Raw genomic sequence first — 25,456 nt, 5'->3', positions numbered from 1 at the left:
CCACAAATCGGCATCTACATTTGTGAAATACGATCGCACATCAGGTTAATCTAGGTTATTGGTTGGGTGGGGGCGGGTTTATCTAGATTGTCTGCTGGTATTAAATATTATTCGTAAAAGCCGCCCCTACGATAGCGTGTAGGGGCGGCTTTTACCAACAATTTATGTGAAAAACCAACAATCTCAAAAACCCGCCCCCACCCAACGACAAATCTCGGAAATAAGCGTGTTTCCCCAAATTACCGTAGGGGCGGGTTTCACCAACCATTTATGTCAGAAACCAACAATATAATAAACCCGCCCCCACCCAACGACTGAGAATAGTTATATTTTGCCCCGATTATGGGGCTTTTTTTTGTGCTTGTTAATTCTTCACAATTCGGATTAATTGCAAAAATTTGAGTTGTAAAAGTTTGTCTTTGAAGTTTTCCCGATGTTGAAAAATTAGAGCTTTTGGCACTACAGAAGGCTCTGATTTTTAAATTTCTGTTTGCGGTGTCGGGTGGAGTCGAAGCCTCCTTCGATTCCGCATTAATAGAGACTTCGACTAAATTTGTCTTAGCTACCTATTTCTAGCGAGTGACAATTTAACTTGCTAGACAGGGACAATGTAAGTGCCGTAACCCTTCGGCTGGGGGATAGGACGATGCCTTAAGGACGTTCACTCTATGCGGTAGAGGCGTCCCCTAAAAGGCATCCCCCCAAAATAAGACTATTAGAAATCTAGTCTTTTGTCAACAGCTATTTATGGTTTCCCTTAAACTGTCGCATTAATAGAAGACTTCCACTAATTTTGTTCTAGCGTTTCCATTAAATTAGTTTCCCCAACGAGTGGGGAGTCGCCGTTTTTCCACCATTCTATCAATCTCTTACCGTTTCCATTCAATTAGTTTCCCCAACGAGTGGGGAGTCTTCGTTCCCCGGTCTTTGTCGGTTGTGCTCGTGGCGTTGATGCTGCTTTGTTTCCATTCAATTAGTTTCCCCAACGAGTGGGGAGTATTTGTGCAGCGGAGTCGGTGCAGGATTCCCATACGCTGGGTTTACATTCAATTAGTTTCCCCAACGAGTGGAGAGATCAACGAACCGGACGACCAGCAACCGATCGAAGGCACACAGAAGTTTCCATTCAATTAGTTTCCCCAGCGAGTGGGGAGCCAAAATTACCAGCTTCCCAGAAACCAAATTTTTTCACTACCGGTGGACATTTCCATTCAATTAGTTTCCCCAACGAGTGGAGAGTGGAATTTTCGGAATAAACCAACACTGGGGGTACGATATGCCACCGTTTCCATTCAATTAGTTTCCCCAGCGAGTGGGGAGTAACCACAGTGCATAAATTGTTAGATTTAGTGGGATGTGACTTGTTTCCATTCAATTAGTTTCCCCAACGAGTGGGGAGTTGGAACCAAACCGCATGGCGATCGATTTCAGCGGTTTCCATTCAATTAGTTTCCCCAACGAGTGGGGAGTGTGCGGACTGTAAATATTTCACAGCCTATTTAGCGTTTCCATTCAATTAGTTTCCCCAACGAGTGGGGAGAGGACTCCTCGACTGCCCTTATTCCCCCGGAGATAAACCAGGGTTTCCATTCAATTAGTTTCCCCAACGAGTGGGGAGACTAAGGAAGTGCGAGAACTTAACGGTTGGGGGGAATACTCTACAGAAGTTTCCATTCAATTAGTTTCCCCAACGAGTGGGGAGTAATATTTACTACTGCGATTTACACCCCAGCATCATGTTTCCATTCAATTAGTTTCCCCAACGAGTGGGGAGAGATGAATGATTTGACTTGGGCTGAATTACTTGCAGCGCTTCGTTTCCATTCAATTAGTTTCCCCAACGAGTGGGGAGAAGGATGATAAAGGTAACATTTACCTAACTCAAACTTACCTGTTTCCATTCAATTAGTTTCCCCAACGAGTGGGGAGTTATTCGATAAAAACGATTACACCACGTCAATCTTAAAAGTAGTTTCCATTCAATTAGTTTCCCCAACGAGTGGGGAGAGGGATAGTGAAGGTTTAACGGTTAAGAAGGAAACGTTTCCATTCAATTAGTTTCCCCAACGAGTGGGGAGTAAACCAGTAAAGCTACACAATGAAAAAGTAGCAACAGGAAGGTTTCCATTCAATTAGTTTCCCCAACGAGTGGGGAGAAAAGAGATCGCAAGTCAGATCGTTATGGATATTAGTTGTTTCCATTCAATTAGTTTCCCCAACGAGTGGGGAGGTTAATACCTTTGTTGGCGCTGAAAAGACTGTTCGCTCCGTTTCCATTCAATTAGTTTCCCCAACGAGTGGGGAGTCCAAACTTCTTCTTGATTCTTCGATCGTCATTTGTAACTACAGTTTCCATTCAATTAGTTTCCCCAACGAGTGGGGAGTCCTCTATAATACACCCAAGACAGCGCAAGGTGTCTAGAGGCCCTTTGCGAGGCTCAGATATTTTTTGTGGAACTCACACCTGTGTTCGCTCACAATAATCATTGAAACCCTTGCCCAGTAAGGCTGCGAGGCTCATAACGCAAAAAGGTCGTTTGAGCTAATTTACCACCAGCCTCGCAACCTGAGCTAAATAATCACTGACCCAGGTGCTTTTGTCACCGGCGCTCCCACACCCAAAACCTCCACCTGTCCCAAAGTATGGCGCGACACCGGATAAAACCGGATGCTGCGTCTAGGTTGATTAACTTTCGCAGCCGTCGCCGGAGTTCTGTAAATCTGGCAGTTGACAAAACATACTCAAAGGTAGAATATTGTCCCCATTTGCCATAACCTTTCAGCAAGTCATGCACTTTTTGCCTGGGCTTGTCAACTCGGATATCGTAGACAACGATATAAAGCGGCATACTTTATCGAATTCTATTTTGTGTTGAATAGGGATGGTAAAGTTTAGCTTCCGATGCAAGTTCAAGAGAAAAACTTTAGTTAAGTTTGTTAGTCCGCCAGGGGTTGAAACCCCGGCGAATCCGTAAATTCGTCGCGGATTTATTGGCTTATGTTTGCAGTTCGTAATGGGCGAGCGCATCTACCAATTCATCATGCACTTTCGCCATCAAACTTGCTGACTTTAACGAAACAAATTTTTGCTGTGAAACAAAATTCAAACAGCCTAAAACCCTAGCTTCCCATTGTTCTCGACTATCAGTATTCCAAGCCTTGAACACATCTTTTTCCTGCAAGCCACGCAAGGAATGAAAAATAATATTTCTTTCATCTATAGTATTAGCAGCAACTACTTTAATGTGAGAATCTTGATTCCATTTATTTTGATCGGATTTTTCAACTAAAGTAAATAGTGATTTACCAAACAAACCCACACTATTGTACTGCTCATTTTTATTGGCATTAAACCAATGCCGTAAATTTTGAGGCAGATTTACGTCATGGATATATGCTGTACTTGGTTGATTGGGATTAGAGTATTTAATTTGTAGCTTATACTTGTCTAATGCCCATTCTTTGATCGAGCCTTCCACAGCGCGAAAACTGTGAAATAGAGCCTCAACCGTGTTACCCTGTCTAAGACGGATAACTCCTAAATAAGCAGCCTCATAGCCCGTCCACCACCACTGATTCAAACGCTCCTTTGCAACATCTCCCCTAGCCTTGCCAAAATCTTCAAACTTAGCAAAATTCCACTGTACAGCCATTGCTAATAAATCACGGATTTCCAGCAATAGCGGATCGGAAGAATCTTTCCAGTAAGGTTTTAAAATGCGCTCTACCCCCAAATAGTCATAACGACTTAATAGCGCTTTTGCTTCTTGAACTTGCATCCCCTGTAAATAAGTAGAGCTTTCTATAAAATCACCCTTTTTGGCTAAATCTGGTTCATACTCGTTGCTCACCAAAAACTTTACTTTTTTACCAAACTTTGCTAACGTTTCAAATTGAACCGCCGAAGAAATTGCCGGAGTTCCAGCTTGATGACTGACATAAAAGTTTGCACTTTTATCTAAATCCAAACTTGACAAAGCTTGTTGAACCAGAAACAGTGCTTTATTCCAACTATCTAATCCCTCATCTTTGGATTTAGGTTTCAATTCTAAGTAATCAATGGATTGAACTTGAGGAAATTTTTTCTGAAAATATCGTTCAAATATTGGTTTGAGCGTGCAAGTATCCTGCCAATAAGGACTTTTCTCTACTCTCCTATCTTCCTCATCAAAAACCGCTTCCTGATCGGTCATAATCAAGATTATTTTGTCAGGATTTGTTTTCCCTTTCTCTAACAGCTTTGCCGAAAAAGCATCAAGAAGCGGAAAGTGCAAATCCTGATAATATTCATCTGTTAACTGGCTGCCATAAACCATCCCCATCGCTCTAGCTGGTACAATGAAAGGTTCCTCATCATCAGAATTCGGCGGTTGTGTAGGTTCAAAACGGCGATCGTATAATTGACTTCTCACCTTTTTGAACAAAGTACCCCAATTGTCATCAGTTTTGAGCTTGACATCGCTGCTGCCAGTTGTCACAATCCAGATATTCATAATTATTCCTCAGTTGGCCAAAGTTTGATAAAGTCGCTCTGATTCTGTAAAAACTCAAGAAAATCTTGAGTTTTGTCCGATTTATCTGGAAAAATAGTCAAAAGCTCTACATACTCTTGCCTTTTTTGTCTTAATTCTCCGTTTTTAGTTGTGAGATAGCGGGGACACATCCGGTGCCAAATGCGACCGATGTTATTTAGTTTTCCCGTCAAATCGCTTTGCTTAATACACTGATTTTTTGAGTACGGTTCGTGAAACCATTTAATTGCTTCGCTGCTATGCTGATCCTCAGCGATTCTTCCCCAAACTTCCACTTTTTCGGGATGCCAGACTTCACGCCAAGCCATAACCTGATGACTAGGTTCTAAATGATTAACTGTTAACCATTCTATTGCTCTCTGCTGACCCTCTGCCAGAAATTTAGTAATATTGCTGAGATTAGGATTAGCAGCCGTGACGTACAAATTTTTTGAACTTTCATTAAACTTCCAGTGGCAGCCGATCGCAGGTTTGTCATTTCTCTTAAAATACTCAGGGAAAAACAGGCTGTGATCGACCCGCCGCCACGACTTGCCAAAACCGCCAAGCAAGAGAGAAAATTTAATTAAATAAGTGACAAACTTTTTTAATTCCTTCTGCGGATACCTATTATTTAGATTCACAATGTCCAGTTTTCCTGCCTGTAAATCGTAGGTAGGCATGACTACCGGATTCCTCGCCGGATAATATCTGTGTTCACCAAAATCGAGTTCCTCAGCAGTAAAGTTAATCCCCAACTGCCCGATAACTGCCCCTGTATCATCGCGTGTTTCAACAATTCCTCCCCAAAGTTTTTTGGTTAACAGTTGTGCTGTATTGGCATCTGTGACCCCTGCCAACAACCGCAAAGTATGACCCCGCAGCGCAGCTTTAAACATATTGGGTCGAAATTCTGGGGTTCTATTCAGTAGTTGCGACGTTAATCCGCAGCCACTCAAATTGACAGAAAGTAAGATGCGATCGGCGCTTTCTACCTCTGCCATGCGACCATAACCTGCACTTACCCTAGAACCAATTCCGTGTCCTAAAGCTTTTTCCCAAATTTGCCAAATTTCCTCCCATTCTTGTTTTCCAAGTTGCTTGTTGCTGGAAATGCCAAATTGTAATTTACACTGATAAAGCGAGATTTGTACGTTAGCACTGGTGACGGCATTTTCCATCACTTGGCGCTTTTGCTGAGAATGAACGACATCGACTAAACGCTCTTTTTCTCCCCAAGACATATCAGCAGGGAAGCCGCCGTGAAAGCGCAAAATTCCTGGTTTTGCACTACGCTGTCCGTCCTCTACAACCTCTCCCCCGCAGTATCCTTCTCGTTTTTGAGGAGGACACGATCGCCAGAAAGCCCCTTTCATGCTAGAACCAGGATAAAATGGCAAACCTTTCGCGCCAATTATGGGTCGAATGACGCCTTCATCTTGTCCACTGTTTGTAACTAAACGCCAGCTAATGGTGTATTGTTTTGTTTCCACTCCTTGCCCGAATTCAGGCATTTTTACGGGTGATTTAGTTCGACCTCGTTTGTAGAGGGGAACGCTTTCATCGGCGCTTTCGGGGACGGGAGGACAGCATTCTAACCATTGTTCCACCCACTCAGAAGCGGGACCAGCATCGCCGGCGTACTGAATTTTGCCCCTTCCTTCCAATTGAGAGCGAAACATCAAAGGAACGCGATCGCTATCACTCATCTTCTTCACCTCCATTATTGCCATTATTCTTAGTAGGCTTATAACGTTGAGTCCACCACACCATACTGTCACAAAGTTGAGTCAGCACAGCTATAGCTACTTTACGCTGTTCGATAGGAAAATCCCACAATTTATTGGCCATAATTTTAATGGCTGCTGTATCGTCCGAACTGACATTATCATTGGGAATTTTAACGCCAGCATTTCCCATGATTTTTACTAGCGCCTTCCAAGTATCCCGCCAATAATCAGCCTTATCTTGATCTTTGACTAACCGAAACTGTTCTCCCCAAAATCTCTCTAAACCGTAAGCAACTGCAACGCGCATTTTGTATGCTTGATTGAGAGCGTCTTTTTTGTCACGATATTTGACAACTAAATCGTGAGCCTCTTGGTCTAATCTGTAAGATTCCCAAGCCATAAATTATACCTCCTTTAAGGTTAGATAGCAGTGACCGAAACCAATTGATTCTAAACCGCCGAGATAAATATCTGTGCCAGTAGAAGCGCCAAAAGGTTGCCATGTCTCTTGGTTTTCTTTGAGGGCGATCGGAAATACTAAAATTGTGCCTTCTGGCAAAGCTTCCGTATTAAAAAAAGCTCCTTTTTTAGCCTTTTTTTCCTCTTTGTCTAAGGCCACTCGACTCTGACGATATAAGGCCATATCGTGAATCATGGCAATTTCATCGTCAGCCACAACAACGGCTGGCAATTCCTCTCCTAAAGGAAACCAAGCAGACAAATCCTGAGTTTTCTCAACTGTTAAAAAGCCAAAGTTAAAAAACAGCTTTGGTTTGCCATTTATGTCGAGAGCTTTTAAGGTTTGAGAACCTGTATAACTAGCTGGAGGTTTAGCGGATTTGAGAGATGTACCATCTTTTAGCTTGACATAATCTCCAGCAATTCGCTGATAGCGTTTCAGCAAACGAGGACAAGTTACCCAGACAATTGGTTGACCCGGACAAAATACTGGCAACCACAGCAGCGAAGCATATTCAAACTTAACTACAGACTCAGTGGTACTGTCTGGTTTCCCGGATTCTGCTTCCTGACCGTACCATTTATTAGCTTCAGCTTCTCCCAGACTGCGGCGGATTTCCGATCGCAATCTTCCCCGAATCGAACTACCGGGAATAATGCCAGTTTGAGTAAACTGGTCGCGGAAAATTAAGTTTAAGTTGCCGCTTTCTTCACCAGCCGTTGCTCCCACATGAACAGGAGCAAGGGTTTCAATAATACCGTAAGCTTTTTTGTACATTATTCAACTCCTTGAATTTCAATTGGCAAACACAAACCGCATCCAACTTGTTTCAGACTAAAACCTTCTTTGGGAAACCAATTTTGGGGGAATTCCCACCAAGTTTTATCTAAAGGTTCTCTGAGAAGATAGACAGTTCCGGGAGGAACTGCATAGCGTCCCCGTCCCATTTGTCCTTTCGCGCGGTAGCGATAGGAAATGGGTTTATCTGTGAGCATCTCCGGTCGTTTTTGGGAGAAATCTTCATTTTTGGGATAGCGGTATGAAAACTTGTTAGAACCCCAAACTCCCGGTGTTATCAAAGCAAATGAGCGCTGAATTGGTTGGCGTAAAAGTTTGACAATGGGACTGTCATCATCGAGTAAAACACTCTTGATTTCTACTAAATGATTTTCGCCACCAAAGCGATACCAACCATCTGCTAAAGGATGAGTTGAGAGATAAACTAGACAACATTCATCATCCATCTGCACGGAATTTTCCAAAAACAAACCATCTTCTGCTAAAGTACAGCGTTCGTCATCTTTTGTTTTGGGGTGCAAGATAGGGACGTATTTCCAAGGAATATCGGCAACATCGCCATTTTTCTTAATAGCAGCCGTCTTATTTACCCAAGAATTAACGGTTTGCCAACTATACTCAGGATCTAAATCTTCTGATTCGCGATGCCATTTCCCAGATTTCATTTTCCATTCATCCACGCCTTTTTTAGAAATAATTTTGTGCCAAGGAATGGGGACGTAAAAGTATTCAGGATCGTCTGATTTTGCCCAGAATGGGCCAGCGACAAACAAATTATCACTAAGTTCTTTTGGAGAAATATAGGACTTAACTTTGTTGCTGCTGAAAAATAGACCAGAGAGGGTAGCTGCTTCTGGAGGGAATTTTGCCCCAGAACGTCCGACTAGATTTTCGGGCGATAAAAATCCGCCAGAACTCCCGTACATAAATCCTAAAGGACTTATAGTGATGAGATATTTGAACATAGCTGCCATCCGACATTTATTAGGTCACTAATCCAGTAAATAACTTGTTTGGATTTTTCGGGATTTGGGTAATCACCGACGATGTGCTTCCAGTTTTTTTCTAAATTCTTCTCGTCTTGAAAGTAAAGTTCAAAAAGAGCTAAAGCTAATTCATCATTTGGGCTGTTTTCCTGGGGGTTAAAACTAATAGCATGACGATTTTTGAGATGAGCTAAATCCTTGTAAACATGACTCCAGTTTGGCTTTTGATCCCAGCTTTTGCCGTCCCGGTCTTTGTATTGTTTGAGAATGTGCAAATAATCCCAAGGACAAGTCCACTGCACGTATTGACCGCTGTTAAAAACTACTCGAATTGTAACGCGATCGCGCCCCAAACTTTTCGCCCGTTTTTCAGCTTCTCGACAGTGTTGAAGAATATCTCGCTGCGGCACTCTATGACCCGCCCAAACAAAACCAACACTTAGGTTAATATCCTGTCCGTGCTTTTTCCATTCATCGGACAATCCCATTAACCATTCTAATGCCTCTATAGGTTCTGGAGGCTTTTCAGGTTTGCTGCTGTAAATTACACCGAGGAAGTCGTCACCGCCGGCATAAACAATCCGCCCTTGGTCTTTGGGGAAATTCTTGATAAAATTTTCTCCCCAAGCCCGCATGGCCTCGCTAAACTTTTTTAGACCTTCATCTCCTTCTTTTTGAGCAATTTCCTGAAGTTTTTTGCCAACTTTATCGCCATCTCCCATAAACCAGCCAGTCCAGTGTTCTGGTTCACGAATAATGTCACTAAATCCTGCTTCAAGCGGAGATATCCCAATGTTTCTAGCAATATCTTCGTCGCGAGTAACTAACCGCTTGACTAACTCAGGAATACTCAATCTTTCATTAGGTGCAAGAAATTTTCCTTCGGGTTCGCCATCTGGGGGAAGATTTTCTAAGACACAGGAAAGACGTTGATAGAAATCCTTAAGTTCAGCTTTTTCTGTATCGGATAGCTGCCGCCCTGGATTTGAATGTTCCAAACCTAAACGCGGCCAGGCGATCGCATCCGTGCCAGTCAAACTCGAACTGTCGCCAATCCAGTTAATTGCCGTCCAATCACGACGCAATTTGCGAGTTTCTAGATTCTTCATCGCAGATTCTATCGAATCTCCGTGTCCCCAAAATATCTCCCAAGTGTACAAACCCCATCGCATCCACTCTTGCTGCCAAAAGTATTCCTCTTTAGGAGGTACTTCTCGTTCTATCCAAACTCGACATTCATTTAATATTTCTTGCCATGACTTCTGAAGGGTATTTGTCACGTCATTCCTGGAAAATTCCCCTTTGCCTTTCAGAAGTATCCGATTGGGCATTCCTTTTTGGATGTTCGGGGCACCCGGAGAAATGACCTTTAAACCTGATTTTTCGGCTTGCTTTACTAGCTTGTAACTCAGATAAGACAGAATCAGTGAAGCCCCAAATAAATCTCGGAGTTTGCGGGATTTCTCGATAAAGCCTTGAACGGGGGCAAAGGCGATCGCAGTGTATGCAGGCATAAATTCAATTTTAAGGCGGGCAATGCCCACCTGAATGCTGCTGGTAGTGTCCCAAGTAGCTAACTGCTTAAGTTCTACTCAAGTCAATATATCAGCCGAGCCAGCTTCGAGTCTCGCAATTTACAATATTTATCAAATCTTTTGGAAAACCTACAGCTACCTAAATAAGGGCTTTGAGGATTTTCTATATTTTTGTGTCAATATTGTCTTTTCCTTGACTTTTACCGCCTTTACCTCCATCCACCCATTATGGCAAAAAAACCAACCCCTCACCCCTATGCCGACAAACTAACGTTCGATCGCATCATGCTCCTCATCGCCACATTAGTAAACCATCCCGGAATCGGACACTCGGACACCGAAACATCCGACAGTAAATATCACGATGCCTTGCTAGAAGTTCAATCTCAATTACAGAAAATTGCCGCCGAATTCAACATCGAATTTCCCGAAAACTATCCCGCAACTCCCACAATCCGCAAAGATTTAGAAACTTTGCGCCACTACGGAATCCTTGACAAACGAATGTATCGCTTCGGATATTATCTCGGTACCGGCGCAATGAATCGCGAAGAACTACTATTCGCATTTCAAGCAATAGCATCTCAAGCCAAATATCAGGGAAATCCCCAAGCCCGCAAAATTTGTGAAAAACTCACTAAACTGTTGCGCGGATTAGATATCGAACTCAAAGGTAAATTGTTTTATCCCGTTCGCGAACACCTAAATCGTGCGATTATCTACACCGATCCAGTAGAAATGCTCGATCGCCAAGAATATCGGAATACCCTATTTCACAAACTAGACATCGTAGAAACAGCAATTGTTCGAGGTCAGGCGATCGAACTTTACCGTCAAAGCGATTATTACGGTAAAGGCAAAGTCGGTTTCCGGCGAATTTGGCCCCTGCAACTGATCTATCACGATATCGCCTGGTACCTGATTTGCGAATCTTGCAACAACGGGCATTTGAGCGTAGAACGGGTGAATCGCTTTACTGACTGCTGCGAAATTATCGATGTAGAAGGGCGTGGTATAGCCGTACAGGAACAGCGTTTGAAAATAGCTCAAAAGTTGTTAAAAAACGGCTGGGGGCTGTTCTTGGGCAATCCAGAGCAACAGCAGGCTGAATTGGGCGGTACGCTGAAGTTGGAAAAAGTGAAGGTGCGGTTTTTTGAGAAAGTAGTGGGATTTATCTTAGAGGGCGATCGGCGGCATCCGCGACAAAAGATTAAAGAAGGCCCAAGGGATAGTTTTGGCAAAGTGCTTTATGTAGATTATCAGATCGATTTGCCCGATCGCTCCCTGAACGAATTTAGTCTGTGGGTGAACAGATATATGGATAGCGCCCAAGTGCTTTCCCCGCCGAGTTTGGTAGAAAAACACCGACAAGCAGCGAGAGATTTAGCCGATCGATACAGCTTGTAATCGTGGCGGCGGGTTTTATCAACCATCACTAGACTTCTTGCAAAAGTCCTTTCGATCAAATTTTCGGACGGGCTCTCCGGCCCATCCCACAAGAGAAAAAACTTTTTGTGGGACGGGCCGGAGAGCCCGTTCCAGCTATTTTTGCAAGAGGTCTACTGTCTAAAACCAACCATATCAAAAACCCTCCCCCACCCACGAACAATAGTTAGTTATCAGTTGTTAATTATTCTGTCATTGTTTCGCTGTACTGCATTTCTATTTTTAACGCCGTTTCAACTCTTTGATACTCCGCCTCAACCTCTTCTAAAAGCGTGCAGGCCGGATCGGGTAAAGACTGGTTAGCATTCGTTCCCATGCGGCCCATGATTTCGAGTTCCTCGCACAGTTCAAACAAGCGAAAAGCACCGAGAGTACCGCTGATCGACTTTAAAGAGTGAGCCGATCGCCGCAAAGCCAGCGGATCGGCGTTGCACAGAGCCATAGAGATGCCTCGCAGCAGTTCGGGAGCTGTTTCGAGGTAAATCTCGATCGCCTCGTCCAAAGCTTCCACTTCTCGCAGTCCCTCTATAATCTTGGGACTTAGGGAATCGTGCCCCTCTGACAAAGCCCGATCGAGATTTGATGCACCCCACTCGACGACTCCGGGCGAATTGGGAATTGTCTGTTGTGGATTTCCCGCAACAGCCACATTCGATCGCACTTGTAATTCACTCGTTCCTTCGATCTGTTCCGCTGGGGCATCCAAACAAACAATCGGCTGCAGACGATCGAATGCAGAGTTCGATCGAGATTTACACGCCATCAAAGCTCGCACCAACTGATCGATGGCGATCGGCTTGCTCAAATAGTCGTCCATCCCCGCAGCCATACACTCTTCGCGATCGCCCTGCATCGCATTTGCCGTCATCGCCACAATCCAAGGCCTCGTCGATTTTCGATTTTCGATTTTCGATTTTCGATTGTTAGATTCCTCAGTCGATTTTCGATTTTCGATTTTCGATTTTCGATTGTTAGATTCCTCAGTCGATTTTTGATTTTCGATTTTCGATTTTCGATTGTTAGATTCCTCAGTCGATTTTTGATTTTCGATTCGGGATTTTCCATTATTAGATTCCTCATCAGTTGCGGAAAGTTCTGATTCTCCCGTGGGATTTTCTAAAGTTAAATCTGCTGAAAATTGCTCCCGGATGCGGCGGGTAGTTTCCAGTCCGTCCATTTCCGGCATTTGCACATCCATCAGCACCACATCGTAAGGCTGGCGGCGCAAAGCTTCGAGCACTTCGATACCGTTTCCCGCCACATCCGCGCGATACCCCATCCGCTGTAAAATTTGCAAAGCCACCTTCTGATTCACCAAATGATCGTCAGCCAACAGAATCCGCAGGGGTAAGTCCTCTGCCAGCACGGGTATGGTTTGCAAGAAAGACCCGGTAGTGCGCTGCCCTTTAAATTCAGTTGTCTGTTCTCCAAAAATATTGATTAAAACATTGTAAAGCTGAGATTGTTTGATGGGTTTATTCAAAAAAGCAGCAAAATCCATCTCCATAGAAGGGGGGTTAATTTCTTGCCTGCCGATCGAAGTTAGCATCACTAACGGCAACTTTTCGCAATCAGGATACCGACGAATTTGCGACGCTAAAGCTAACCCGTCCATTTCCGGCATTTGCATATCCAAAACTGCCAAGTCAAACATCTCTTTAGCAGCCAGCCAATCTAAAGCCAAACGAGCCGAAGCTGAAGCCCTAGCCACCATTCCCCAAGACTGAGCTTGGAGAGTCAAAATTCTGCGGTTGGTAGCATTGTCATCGACAATTAAGACTCGCTTGCCAGCTAATTCAGGTTGAGAATTGCTCAAGTTAAGTGGTAAGGAATTCTTGCAGCCAGAAACGATCGTACTAAAATAAAAAGTAGAGCCAACGGATTTCGTATTTTGGGCGATCGGCTGGTTGCTGAGTACAGATTTGGCATAGCCATATTTTTCGGCAATTTCGCAAGATTCTGCCCATCCCAAATCAATAACTGCCGACGATCTAAAATGGGCAGGAGGATTGCCCGCGACACTACCCATACTTTCCACCCACATCCGGCCGCCCATCATTTCGGCCAAACGCTTGCTAATTGCCAAACCCAATCCGGTACCGCCGTACTGCCGGCTCGTTGAAGAATCAACCTGGCTGAAAGATTTAAATAGCCGATCCATGCGATCGCTCGGAATGCCGATACCGGTATCTTTGACCGCAAAATGTATTTCGTATGCTGGGTTAATTGCTACCCGTTCGCCCGCAATTAATGGCGGTTCTTTAGCCTTAGCCGCCGGCACTGAAATCTTTTTTGCTGTCACCGAAACCACCACTTCTCCAGCGTCGGTAAATTTAACAGCATTACTGAGCAAGTTGATTAAAATTTGCCTCAAGCGGGTGCTATCGCCGATCGCCGTTGCGGGTACTGTACGATCGATCAAGTAACCCACTTCCAGTTTTTTTTCTGCCGCCTTAGCAGCTACCAAGTCTAGAGATTCCTCAATGCAAGTGCGGAGGTCAAACGGATGTTCCTCCAAGTCCAATTTGCCCGACTCTATTTTCGAGAAATCTAGAATATCGTTGATCAGCGTCAGCAAGGCATCGCCGCTGCTGCGGATAGTTTCTACAAAATCGCGCTGTTCGCGAGTTAAGGGCGTATCCAGCAGCAAACCGGTCATGCCAATGACTCCATTCATAGGAGTGCGAATTTCGTGGCTCATGGTGGCTAAAAATTCGCTTTTGGCTCTAGTAGCCGCCAGTGCTTGATCGCGAGCTTTTGCCAAATCTACGTCTGTTTGCTGGCGTTCGAGTTCGCTTCCCACCCACTGAGCCATCAGTTTCATCAACTCTCTGTCTACAGCTCGAAACGGTTCTGTCACAGGAGTCGGAGAAAAGAAGCACAGAGTGCCGTAAACTTTGCCGGCCACCGTGACGGGAATGCCCATGTAAGCTTCAATGGGGAAAGCTCGATCGTCGCTGTTAAAGGAAAAACCCGAAAATCGCACCGACTCAAAGTAAATCGGTTCTTTTGCCATTGCCGTAGCGACGCAGAAAGTTTTTTCCAGATCGTAGATTTGGTCTTTGACGATCGACCCGTCGGGACACTCAACAGCCATTATTTGATAGTTGTCGCCTTGAATGCAGGACAAAATTCCCACGGACAGGCCTAAATGCCGACATCCCATTGCCAGCAGTTCTTGGAGGCGCAAATCAAAGGTAGAGAGGTGGTTGAGCGGGTCTGTACGCGGAGCCGAAGTCACTTGGTACAAAGCTTTGATTGCAGCTTCGCTTTCTCGCAGTTCTTGTTCTGTTTGCTTCCGCACGCTGATGTCGCGGGAAATGCCGATAATTTCTTGGACTTCGCCTGTTTGGGGATCGCTGATCGTGCGGCCGGTGGTTTCAAACCAAATGTATTTGCCGTCTTTGCGGCGGATGCGGTAGCTGACGGTGTAAGTAACTGGGAGTGCCAGGACTTTCCAGTGGGCTTTGGCAATGGTTTCTAAATCGTCGGGGTGAAAATAATCCTTGGGGACGCGGCCGATGAGTTCCGAAGGTTCGTATCCCAGCAAAGCGCGGCTGGCGGGCGAGACGTAAACAAACACGCCTTTGGGGTCGTGTCTGGTGATCATGTCGGTTGAGTTTTCGGCCATCAACCGATAGCGGTCTTCGCTTTCATTACGTTCGACTTGAGAATTGCCTAATGCTTCTAGCATTCGGTTGATGGCGTCGGCCAAGCTTGCGAGTTCATCTGCTCCGGCCATAGGAACTCTCAAGCTTGGGTCGCCGTTGGCTGCGATGTTGCTGACGCTGGTGCTCAAGGCAGCCAATCTCGCCAAGACTAATTTTTCTAGCAACAGCAGGGTGATGGCGCTAAATATTAAACCTACTGCCAGTATTGATAAGGTAAACAGCTCCAAGGTGGCCTGACCTTGGCCGTAGATGATGCGATCTGTCTCTACTCGCAGCAGCAGCGCTAGGTTGCCGTGGATGTCGCGAATCAGGGCGTATCCAGCGACTAAGGTGTCGCTGAGTGGCTCGACTAAAATTTCTACTGATTTGAGGTTGGAAATTTTGAGTTTGACATTTTCCAACTCCTGCCTCGATCGAGCCAGCGCCTTGGCGCTGTGCCCGGAGTAGTTCGCGGCTCCCACTTTAAAATCTAAACTCGGCAATCTAAAATCCACTGACAGGTGAGTCAGTTCTGAAAGCAAACCGATTTCGCTGCTGTCTAGGTAGCGTCCCAAGATCAGCGTCCCCCGCGGCGGGCCTTGGGAGTTGCTGTTCAAGATGGGCTTGGAGGCAATCAGCAGTCTGGCTTCTGGCAGGGTGAGGACGCCTGTTTTGGCGGCCCGGCGATCGCCCTCGACTGTCGATGAGTCTAGTAGCGCCTCGGTCAAGTGCTGTTTTAAGCTTTCGGGAATCGGGATTTCGGTTTGCGATTTCAGGTCGAAACCTTTGCTGAAGATCGTCTTACCGTTGGAGTCCAGCAGTACCAATAAGTTTAGTCTCAAGTAAATAAATGTCGAATCGACGAAATTTGACTTGACAAAATTTTCGTTCCGTGTTTCGACGAAAGAGTAAGTATCGTCCCACTCGGCGTAATCTTGGGCGCTGGTGTCTAAATTCGACAAGTCATCATCTAATGCGTCCAAAGCCCGTGCGACATCCTGGCGGACGTACTGTGCCTCCAGGTTGTGAAAATCATGCAGCAAAATAGTTGATGCAGTGGCATACAGAACCACAATCAGGCTGATCAGCGCTGCACCGATGATTAATAGTGTTTTTTTTCGGAGTTGCATGGCGTCGCCCTCCTCACGGTGCTACTAGGCAACTAGCCAGGAGAGGTTTGAGACGTAGGTTGTTTAGCATTGGCTCGCGCAGGGCCTGCGTGTTTGGACTTTTCTGGGCTGACGAAAGCAAAGCCCTTGGTATTTCCAAGGTATCCGGTATCTTGCCCCCCACAGTCAGTGTAGTATTTTCACAGCTTTAGTTCCCTATTATGCACAACCTATGACCTACAAGTTATAACCTGACGATCGGCATCTTCAAAATTAACCGCCGATCGAACTCAAAACAGTTCGCGTTTAATACTAACGCAGCCAGGGCGGCGGGCGGTTGGGAGAACAGGCGTGCTGGGTTGAGAACCCTAACTATATATTGTACCTAAAAAGTATTGAGGAGAGAGCGGACTGGCCGATCGAGTTTTGCGCGCAAAAAGCTTCTCATTCCAGCAGCTTTTTTGATCTTTGTCCTATAGCAATCCTTGCAGGAGTAGTGGAATAAGCCTAAAAGCCTATCCAGCCGAGAAGCTGGAACCGCGTTCAAAAATTGTCATAGCAGAGGCAATGAATATCCGGCGACTTTTTATTTATTACATCTGCCCATAAAATATACAACAATCAAAAAAATAGGCTTTTCACTTTTCTATTTTGAATGAATCAAAACTGCTAATTAAGATTTATAAATTCACAGTCTGCACCATCCTCAACCAACGGGTAGGAAGTGGTTTACCCATAACATTATTCAACTGTACCAACAAATTAATACAAACCCGTTCCCACTCCCCGAGCGCATCCTTTACTAACATTAGTGCCTGATATCAGTAGAAACTCATATCAGGCACTATCTGCAATCCGATCGCAACTTGAGTCTTTTAGAACTTACGCAATCATCCCAGGTATGGGGGCAACCACGGGGGGTTTGCCCCTACAAAACACTATATATTGAGGCTGTGCGTAAGTCCTGTCTTTTTTATCGGATAACGGCTAAAGCACCGGCGCCAGCAGCAGCAGCGGCCGAGGAAAGAGCGGTGAAAAACAGCCACCAAGAGGCAACTTCTGCTGCTTTCCGGGTTTCTTCGGCTTGTTTTTCAGCTTGCTGTTTGATGCTTTCGAGGCGAAGCTGCGCCTCTTGCTGCAAGCGTTCTGCTCTTTGCAAGACGCTGTTGCGGCTTCTTTCAATTTGGTCAATCAAGCGGTTGGCATCTGCTTCGGAAATGTCCTCGCGAGAACTCATCAATGCTACTAAAGTATCGCGGTTGAAATGACCCAGCCGATCGCGCAAAGCGTCAAATCCGGCTTGCGGATCGTCAAATAACTTCCGCACGTCCCGCGTAATACCTTCGTAATTTAGTTCAGGGCGATCGAGCGAATTGAGGTAATCCCGAATTTTTCCGAGAATCCCGTCAATTACCGACTGAATACCCTCCTGTATTTTCTGAATTTGGAGTGCGAACTCATCGCGCACCGACAAAATTCCATCGACAATGCGATTGGCTTCTGCTTCAGAAATATCCGGCCGCTGAGACAGCAGAGAAACCACTGTAGCTCGATCGATGTGTGACAAGCGCTCGCCCAAACTGTAAGCGCCGACTTTCGGGTCATGCAGCAGCAGTTGCAAGTCGCGCTTGATGGCTTCGGGATTTAATTCATCCTTGCCCGTATTACGCAAATAATCTTCTAAAACACTCTGAAAATCCTGTACTTGGCTTTGCACCCGTTTTGCCAAACGGCGGGGCGCTTTCACAATCGAGCCGAGAGTTTCCTGCACTTGGTCGATAATTTGATTGACTTGTTCCTCGCTCAAATCTTGTCTCTGAGAAAGCAGTTTTACCAAAGTATCGCGATCGACTTGAGACAGGCGGCCGCGCAGCGCTAAAGCTCCTTCTTTTGGATTTTCCAGCAGTTTTGTCAAATCCCGCTGAATCCCTTCAGGATTGAGTTCTGATTTGCCAGTATTGCGAAGGTAATCTGCAAGGGCGGTGGTGGTTTGGTCGTACTGATCCTTAGCTTTTTCTGCCAACTTTTGCGGCGTATGTACCGCGCTGTGCCAATTTTCTTCGGCGCTGTCGAGAAGCTGATTTACTTGGTCTTCGCTGAGGTCTTTCCGCTGAGATAGCAATTTTACCAAAGTTTGGCGATCGAACTTAGAAGCTCTAGCTCTCAGGGCCCACATTCCCGCTTCCGGGTTGTCCAGCAGCGTTTTGAAATCGCGCTTGATGCCTTCGGGATTGAGTTCTTCTTTGCCCGTAGACTTCAAGTATTCTTGCACTCTTTGCCACTGGTTGTCTAGTCGGGCTTGCGCTGCTTCTTGCAGACCTTTAGAATCTGCTAAAACTACATCTCGCGTCCTTTCCAACTCTTGAACAATCTGTTCTACTTCCTGGAATCCGAAGTTTTCGCGGCCTCGGAGAATTTGCACGAAACTGTCGCGGGTGTAAGGAGACAGGCGATCGCGCAACTGTTCGTAACTAGCGTCGGAATCCTCTAAGATTTTTTTGAAATCCCTCCCGATACCTGCTGCTGTCAGTTCCTCTTTCGGCGTCAACTTCAAATAAGTTTCTAGCCGCCACTGCAAATCGCGAGCTTTTTCTTGCTCCTCGGCAAAGATTACGGTTTGTAAAACGCGCTGTCTAATTGCTTCTAATTCCTGGGAAATTTGTTTAATTTTGTCTTGGGTAAAAACACCTCTACTTGCCAAGATTTCCGCAAAATTTGCCTGTTTGAGTTTTTCTAATTCGCGGCGCACAGTTCCTGGATCTGCCGTAGGGTCGTAGAGAACGTCCCGAAATTCGCGCTCGATCGCTTGGGGGTTCATCTGCCACGAATAAGTGTTGAGTAGGTAGTTTTCTACGTCGGCACGAATTGGGCTGTAAGTTACGGGTTCGCCTTTGACTTGAGCGGTAATTTTATCAGTTTGCTGGGTAACTTTGTCTTTAGCTTCTTTGAGCTGACCGACTACTTTTTCAAGATCCAAGTCAGAAATATCCGTGCGACCCAATACTATTCCCATTAAAGCATTGACTGCCATTGTCGTTGCTTGGGACATCATGTTCGGGCTTTGTCCAGAATTTTGACCGCCCAGACTGCTGAGGGCTTTTTCTACCCTACTTGCCAATTTATCTGAGACTAAATCTCCAGATTTTGCAGATTTGAGATAGTCTACTAATTGCGCGATACCGTCTGATTGCTGCCCTTGTTTCCCTACTTGTTTCCAAGCATCTTGGAGTTGGTCTACAATGCGGTTTACGTCGCGTTTTGATAAGTCCGATCGCGAACTTACTAAATCTACGAGAGTTTGCCGATCGAGATTCGGCAAATTTTCGGCTGCAATGGTTTTTAGTTGCGGATCGTTGAGCAATTTTTCAAACTCGCTACGCATCCCTTTGATGTCTAATTCCGGCGGTTTCAGGCTTTGGATGTAGTCTTCGACGTTTTCGCGCAAGCTTGTGGGGTCGATCGCGCTACCGAGTTCATGGCCCACTGCTGCTGCTGCTGCTTTGGCTGTGGCAACGACTTGGTTGCTGGCTGCTTTTGCGCCGATAGCCGAGGCTGCGGTGCCGACAATGGCTTGAAAGCCTGCTGTGGCGCTGTTGACGACGGAACCGATCAAGGAACCGACGGTGGTGGAACTCACCCAAACAAGCATTGAGAAATAGGTTGCCCACACGACTAAACCGACGATCGCACCTAAACCGGGACTGCTAATCAAGCTGAGCTTAACTGCAAGCAAGCAAGCAAAGAATAGGGCGATGGTGACGGTAATCAGCGTCCAAGTGCCTACTTTTCTGCCAATGTGGCGGACTGGGGAGCTGCCGCTATCCGACTGGTGGTCGTCGTCGTGGGATTGTCCCATGTACGAAAGACCCGCGGCTACTGATAAATTTGTTAGCAAAAGTTGGAAAGCGCAGGCGAGTACCACTCCAGCTATCAAGGCGATGAAAAATTGCGGCCCGGAATAAAGGAGTGCTGCGTCTTCTGCTGTGTTTGTAGTAGTCTGCTCTACTGGCACTTGGGCCAGCCAGAACCCGATGTTATACAGTTGTGGATTTATTGGCAAATTTTGATACATAGTATATTCCTCGTTAAGGAGTGGGTGCGCGCGCTCATTGGCGCAAGTTAACCAATGTATAGTTTTAGACTCATGCCCCCAATGGCAAGCATCGCCTTATTGACGAGCTAAAGCATCCCCCTACAGTCGGAAGTGTAGAAATATGTCTGCGGCCGGCTATCACTTTAGGAATATTTGTGGTATGTAAGTCTGATTAAAATAATCGCAGAGGAGAATCTGTGGTCGATCGATATTAAGAGTTGGTACACAAGCCCAGACAAATTGTTCAAAATTCATCAACCAATGCCATAGCAAATTAGCTTTGAAGGGATTCGATAGTGCAGCGAGAAAGTCATGCAATTATTATTGGCGGCAGTTTAGCAGGACTGTTGGCCTCTAGAGTATTAGCCAAACACTTTGACCGAGTAAGTATTGTTGAAAGAGATTTTTTTCCAGAAAAACCCGCACCTCGCCCCGGTATTCCTCAATCCCGTCACCTTCACATCCTTTTAAATCGGGGGAGAATCATCCTAGAAGAGTTTTTTCCCGGCTTAGAAAACGAACTGGTAGCTGCTGGTGCTCCTAGTTTAGATCCGAGGTCGATCGGGTGGTTTAGTCCGGCAGGTTGGGCCCCGCACTTTAGCCCGGATCTAAATGATTTAATTTTGTTCAGTCGGGATTTACTTGATTGGCAGATTCGTCGCAGGTTGGCTGAAAATACGAACGTGCATTTCCTCCAAGGAGGTACAGTAACGGGACTCCTGGCGAATGCCTCGCGCGCGGAGATTACTGGCGTGTCGGTGCGTTTTCGCGATCGCCACAACCCTGGTAACATCCATGCAGAGAATTTGTATGCAGATTTAGTAGTCGATGCTGGTGGCAAAGTTTCCAAAACACCTAAATGGTTGAAAAGTTTGGGCTATGAACCTCCACAAGAAACCGCTATCAATGCTTTTGTCGGCTATGCCACCCGCATCTATAAATGCAGCGGTAAATTGTCAGACACAGCGCCAGTATTTGTGTCACTAGGGCCGCCATTTCGCACCCGTGGCGGTGCAATTTTTCCGATCGAAGGCAATCGCTGGCTGGTGACTCTCGACGGGGGCGATCGCGATTATCCCCCCGCAGACGAAGCAGGTTTTCTAGAATTTGCCCGCACTTTGCCAACCCCGACAATTTATGATGCAATTAAAGACGCAGAAGCAATAACACCTATTTATAGTTATCGAGGTACAGAAAATCGTTGGCGCCACTACGAGCGCCTCCGTCGTTATCCTGAAAACTTAATAATTATCGGTCATGCAGTTTGCGCTTTTAACCCGATATACGGACACGGAATGACGGTGGCTGCACTGGATGCTCAGATGTTAGATGAATGCCTCCAAAAGCAGCGGCAGCGCTATCTGCAAGGCAATTTAAAAGGTTTCTCTCGACAATTTCAACAAAAATTAGCAAAATTACATACAATTCCTTGGACATTTGCCATCAGTCAGGACTCTCGCTATCGGGGAAGTGAAGGTGCAAAACTAAACCTCGCTACGCGGCTGACAATTGATTACATGGATTTGGTGTTAAAAGTGCTAGTCGGAGATGCTAAAGTTTGTCAAGCATTTGTGGAAGTTGTGCACATGATTGAGTCGCCGGCTGTACTTTTTCATCCCAGTATTGCGCTTAAGGCGATCGGGCAATTACTCACCGTTCGGCAGAAGGCAGAATTAATATAAATAGTTTATACAGAATCAGGTTAGTTTTGCCAATTATATTTTATGAGCGCCGATGAAAGGAGATCAACGCAGATGAAATCCTATTCATCTGCGTTGATTTAACCTGATATGATTTCCGCTAGAACCTGCATGATAAAAAGGATGACTTTTGCGACTGCGGTTTTCTGGTATTTCACGTAATTAAGAGGGGTAAAATCAGATTTAGTACCGCAATTGTCGGTTTTTGAAATAAATCTAATGAATGGATTTCAAAAAATGTTTGTAGTCACCACTTACCCACAGGACTCAATAAACCAGTTTTTTTCCCCCTATCCCTCGCGCTTCACGCTATATAGTCGTAAAAAAAATCGGTTTCTGCCGCCTAAACTAATATAGACTTGTGCAATTCTCACTTACCAGCCAAACAATCTAATTGTTGTTGCATTTGGGCGGTAACTCGATCGAAACAAGCATCAACATAATCGCGATCGCGCGCCGCCTCCGAACCGTACCTCTCAAATACAATCGGTTCGCACACGCGAGTCCGAATTTGCACGGGTAAAGGCAAGTTTGGCAAAGGCCCAATACTCAATCCCCAAGGCAATCCCAAATACACCGGAAATACCACCGGATCGATGCCAAATAGCCACGGCATCCCCAATTCATGCAATTGCTTAACTTGTTCGTACAAATCTGCCAAAACTATCAAAGTATCGTGTGCACCGTGCGATACAATCGGTACAATTGGTGCTTCTTCTCGCAATGCTAATTTGATAAATCCCTTACGTCCCGCAAAGTAGATTTTATCGCGCAAATGGTGGGGGCGAAAAACATCTTGGGCGCCGCCCGGATAGACGAGAACTGCGGCATTTTTTCGCAAAGCTGCGATCGCCATTTTTGGATGTGCCTGGAGGGCACCACACTCAACCCCCATACTAGCAATCTCTGGGGAAACCTTCCATACCGTGGGGTGCATCAATCCGTAGGCCAAGCGTTCCGTGCCGTACCTGCGGAACCATTCGTATAGGAACATAAACATATCGGGAGCGGCGAGTCCCCCGTTGTGAGAACCGACAACAAGCATTTTTCCGCTCGCGGGTACGTGGTGCCAGCCGTCGCTTTGTACGCGAAAATAGTAGCGGTACAGCCATTCCCAGAAGGGCAACAAAAGCTGAATGAAGTCGGGATTGCGATCGTCTAATGATAGACCGTCAAAGGGATAGTTAGAGGATTTTCCGTCTTTTTTGTTAGTAGTTTTTGTCACTGCAAAAATATTTAACGCTTTGGTCATTATATAGCAGAAGGAAGAAAGCTTTAACTCTCGAATAGAGAAGGCTTTGGTTATTTGGGAAAGAAGGAAGAAGGGAGGAGATTAGTTGGGCTTTTCCTCTCCTTGTGCCTGCGCTAATCCCGATCGCCCTCCCAAAACAAGATTTTTCCTATCATTAATATGCTCCCATTACGAGGGAATATACCGCATTAGTTTTAGCAATTGAAAACCTCCTAAACATCGAGCGCGGTTGCTATAGCAATATAATTAAATACGGTTCAGATAAGACTGATCCCCCCTAGCCAAGAGGGCGGGCACGGGGAGTAGGGGTCGCACCGCCCCTACAAAGGGGGGGACAAGAAGTTGCTCTTGCGTCCCCCAACAATCAGGGGGATTTAGGGGGATCTCCGGGGAATTAACAGTGTTAACTGAACTGTATTGCAATATAATTAAATCAGAATTGGCGCAAATATTTGGTTTCTGATTTGAGCGGGCTGGTTTTGTTCCGAGGTTTTGTGCTGCTTGTCTCCACAGGAACAAAACCGTTTGGAAACAGCTACAGCAACTGTCGCTGATCCCGCGGCGGCTTTAGCCACAAAAACACAAGTGTGCCTCAAGCCGATAAATTGCCGTTTTGGAAGATTTTATCAAATTGACGCCAGCCATCGGGTCAAGGCTAGCGATTTGCGCTGTTGGCCACAATTTTAAGTAAGGTACGATCGACAGTGGAGTTATGTGAGCGCGATCGAAGAACTGTATCCGGCTTGTGACACCTCACTACGACGATGGGGTCGATCGCGCCCATCGCCTGTCAATCTGAATATTGGAGCATCTCAACCACAATCTCGCTCTCGAATCTGCCAAGAATTCACATGAAATGTAGCCCCATATTACTCAACTGCAACAACTGACAGCTAAATGGTTTAACGAACACAACAAATGACTTGCAGTCCTAGTAAACAGTCCGGCATTTAAACACTTAACTGTTTACTTTTCCCCTCTGCCATTCCCCGACTCGGACACTCTCGCCTTCTCCCTCCCCCACTGTGGCATAATGAGCCATTTATAGGCGTAGCAGCTTTATGTGTCTTCGCTCAACTCACCAAACATTAAATTATATAAATTAAACTTGACTTGCGGTCATAAAAAAGTTATACCAAGCTTTTTTGTGGAAGACAAATCGATTTTTTTGCTATATTGACCTGCAATTAAGATAATGATTGTGGTTAAGTGAGGAGTTGAACGGATGAAAAACTTGAATTGCTGGAATAAGCCCGCTGCATTGCTGGGCGCGATCGCGATCGTAGCCGGAAGTTTGCAGGCCAATGCCATCGGTGTTGCCGCCCCATCAACATCCACTCTCAGTCAAGATGCGGAAAATATTTCCTTTGAAGATAGCGCCACCTTTCAAATAGCCCAGGCTGGCAACCTTTGTCGCAAAGTCACCCCCAAAGAAGGTTTGACCGTTCGCCAGAACCCAGACCCCAAATCCCCTAGAGTTGGCGGGGTACCACTTAATACTCAGGTAATGCTCTCCCAAGGCGCTACTTCTGTTAAAGCCGCCGACGGTCGCCTCTGGATTCAAATTACCGCTCCCGTCACAGGGTATGTGGCTAGCGGATATCCCAACAACGAGGCTAATTTAGGTTCGTGCACGACAGCCAGCACCACAATTAGTCAAACTCCTTCCCCAAGGCCAGCACCGGCACCAGCACCAGCACCAGCACCAGCACCAGCACCAGCACCGGCACCAGCACCAGCACCAGCACCAGCACCGGCACCAGCACCAGCACCAGCACCAGCACCAGCACCAGCACCAGCGCCAGCACCAGCGCCAGCACCAGCACCAGCACCAGCACCAGCACCAGCGCCAGCACCAGCGCCTGCGCCTGCGCCAGCACCAGCACCTGCACCAGCACCAGCGCCAGCGCCTGCGCCAGCACCAGCACCTGCAACGGGCCCCGTAAGTCTGTGCCGGCAAGTAGAACCTCGCGTAGCGCCGAGGGGTCTAGCTATCCGCACCGAGCCTTCCAAGACTTCTGCTGTTAAAGGCGGTGTACCGGCTAACGGTCAAGTAACGCTTGTACCGAATTTCCAGTTAGTGAAAGATAAGAATGGAGAAAATCGCAATTGGGTTGAGATTTCAGCCCCTGTGGCCGGATTCATCTCGGCTGGAAATTTGATCATGTGCAAGTAAACTTCTGAGT

14 protein-coding genes and 1 CRISPR repeat array are annotated in these 25,456 nt (G+C 46.0%); of the genes, 2 read left to right on the top strand and 12 right to left on the bottom strand.

Annotation, left to right across the window (positions count from 1 at the left end; all coding sequences use genetic code 11):
- Nucleotides 1-803: 803 nt before the first annotated feature.
- Nucleotides 804-2,384: direct repeats of the CRISPR family, unit length 36 nt; unit sequence GTTTCCATTCAATTAGTTTCCCCAACGAGTGGGGAG.
- A 216-nt stretch (nucleotides 2,385-2,600) separates the two neighbouring features.
- The 7 genes from cas2 to QUB12_RS01900 all read right to left on the bottom strand — a co-directional run bounded on the left by cas2 (nucleotide 2,601) and on the right by QUB12_RS01900 (nucleotide 9,999).
- Nucleotides 2,601-2,849, bottom strand: a complete 249-nt coding sequence (cas2, locus tag QUB12_RS01930; protein ID WP_333140425.1) for a CRISPR-associated endonuclease Cas2 — start codon at nucleotides 2,847-2,849, stop codon at nucleotides 2,601-2,603.
- Nucleotides 2,850-2,996: 147 nt separating this feature from the next.
- Nucleotides 2,997-4,493: a hypothetical protein gene (locus tag QUB12_RS01925; RefSeq protein WP_333305218.1), complete on the bottom strand. Its 1,497-nt coding sequence runs from the start codon at nucleotides 4,491-4,493 to the stop codon at nucleotides 2,997-2,999.
- A 2-nt stretch (nucleotides 4,494-4,495) separates the two neighbouring features.
- Nucleotides 4,496-6,220, bottom strand: a complete 1,725-nt coding sequence (locus tag QUB12_RS01920; protein ID WP_333305216.1) for a hypothetical protein — start codon at nucleotides 6,218-6,220, stop codon at nucleotides 4,496-4,498.
- Complete coding sequence (locus QUB12_RS01915; protein ID WP_333305214.1) at nucleotides 6,213-6,641, bottom strand: hypothetical protein; 429 nt, start codon at nucleotides 6,639-6,641, stop codon at nucleotides 6,213-6,215. The genes QUB12_RS01920 and QUB12_RS01915 overlap by 8 nt, the downstream gene beginning before the upstream one ends.
- A gap of 3 nt (nucleotides 6,642-6,644) precedes the next feature.
- The gene (gene cmr4, locus QUB12_RS01910; protein WP_190658554.1) at nucleotides 6,645-7,478 is read right to left on the bottom strand and encodes a type III-B CRISPR module RAMP protein Cmr4; all 834 of its coding nucleotides are present in this window, start codon (nucleotides 7,476-7,478) and stop codon (nucleotides 6,645-6,647) included.
- Nucleotides 7,478-8,473, bottom strand: coding sequence for a CRISPR-associated protein (locus tag QUB12_RS01905; RefSeq protein WP_333300504.1), 996 nt, complete (start codon nucleotides 8,471-8,473; stop codon nucleotides 7,478-7,480). Before QUB12_RS01905 ends, cmr4 begins: the two co-directional genes overlap by 1 nt.
- Nucleotides 8,440-9,999, bottom strand: coding sequence for a Cas10/Cmr2 second palm domain-containing protein (locus QUB12_RS01900; RefSeq protein ID WP_333140415.1), 1,560 nt, complete (start codon nucleotides 9,997-9,999; stop codon nucleotides 8,440-8,442). Before QUB12_RS01900 ends, QUB12_RS01905 begins: the two co-directional genes overlap by 34 nt.
- A gap of 249 nt (nucleotides 10,000-10,248) precedes the next feature.
- Here QUB12_RS01900 and QUB12_RS01895 point away from each other — a divergent pair, with 249 nt between their 5' ends.
- Nucleotides 10,249-11,427: a WYL domain-containing protein gene (locus tag QUB12_RS01895; protein WP_333140413.1), complete on the top strand. Its 1,179-nt coding sequence runs from the start codon at nucleotides 10,249-10,251 to the stop codon at nucleotides 11,425-11,427.
- 223 nt (nucleotides 11,428-11,650) lie between these two features.
- Here the strand turns inward: QUB12_RS01895 and QUB12_RS01890 are convergent, their stop codons facing one another.
- Together QUB12_RS01890 and QUB12_RS01885 are read right to left on the bottom strand one after the other, a co-directional pair.
- Complete coding sequence (locus tag QUB12_RS01890) at nucleotides 11,651-16,246, bottom strand: response regulator (RefSeq protein WP_333305212.1); 4,596 nt, start codon at nucleotides 16,244-16,246, stop codon at nucleotides 11,651-11,653.
- Between the two features lie 952 nt (nucleotides 16,247-17,198).
- Complete coding sequence (locus QUB12_RS01885) at nucleotides 17,199-20,297, bottom strand: MFS transporter (protein WP_333305210.1); 3,099 nt, start codon at nucleotides 20,295-20,297, stop codon at nucleotides 17,199-17,201.
- A gap of 317 nt (nucleotides 20,298-20,614) precedes the next feature.
- On the opposite strand from QUB12_RS01885, the gene QUB12_RS01880 reads away from it, so the two are divergent.
- Nucleotides 20,615-22,000, top strand: a complete 1,386-nt coding sequence (locus tag QUB12_RS01880) for a 2-polyprenyl-6-methoxyphenol hydroxylase-like oxidoreductase (RefSeq protein ID WP_333305208.1) — start codon at nucleotides 20,615-20,617, stop codon at nucleotides 21,998-22,000.
- Between the two features lie 388 nt (nucleotides 22,001-22,388).
- Here the strand turns inward: QUB12_RS01880 and QUB12_RS01875 are convergent, their stop codons facing one another.
- The 3 genes from QUB12_RS01875 to QUB12_RS01865 form a co-directional block, all read right to left on the bottom strand.
- A complete protein-coding gene (locus QUB12_RS01875) occupies nucleotides 22,389-23,270 on the bottom strand; it encodes a lysophospholipid acyltransferase family protein (protein WP_333140403.1) in 882 nt (293 codons plus the stop codon).
- Between the two features lie 1,119 nt (nucleotides 23,271-24,389).
- Nucleotides 24,390-24,581, bottom strand: a complete 192-nt coding sequence (locus QUB12_RS01870; protein ID WP_333140401.1) for a hypothetical protein — start codon at nucleotides 24,579-24,581, stop codon at nucleotides 24,390-24,392.
- A 341-nt stretch (nucleotides 24,582-24,922) separates the two neighbouring features.
- Nucleotides 24,923-25,204 (bottom strand): hypothetical protein, encoded by a 282-nt coding sequence (locus QUB12_RS01865; RefSeq protein WP_333305205.1) that lies wholly within the window; start codon nucleotides 25,202-25,204, stop codon nucleotides 24,923-24,925.
- Nucleotides 25,205-25,456: the final 252 nt, after the last annotated feature.

The sequence above is a fragment of the Microcoleus sp. B7-D4 genome, from assembly GCF_036705125.1.
In the GTDB taxonomy this organism is placed as follows: domain Bacteria; phylum Cyanobacteriota; class Cyanobacteriia; order Cyanobacteriales; family Microcoleaceae; genus Microcoleus.
Note: the sequence above shows the minus strand (reverse complement) of the source record. Positions and strands in the feature narration are given on the sequence as shown.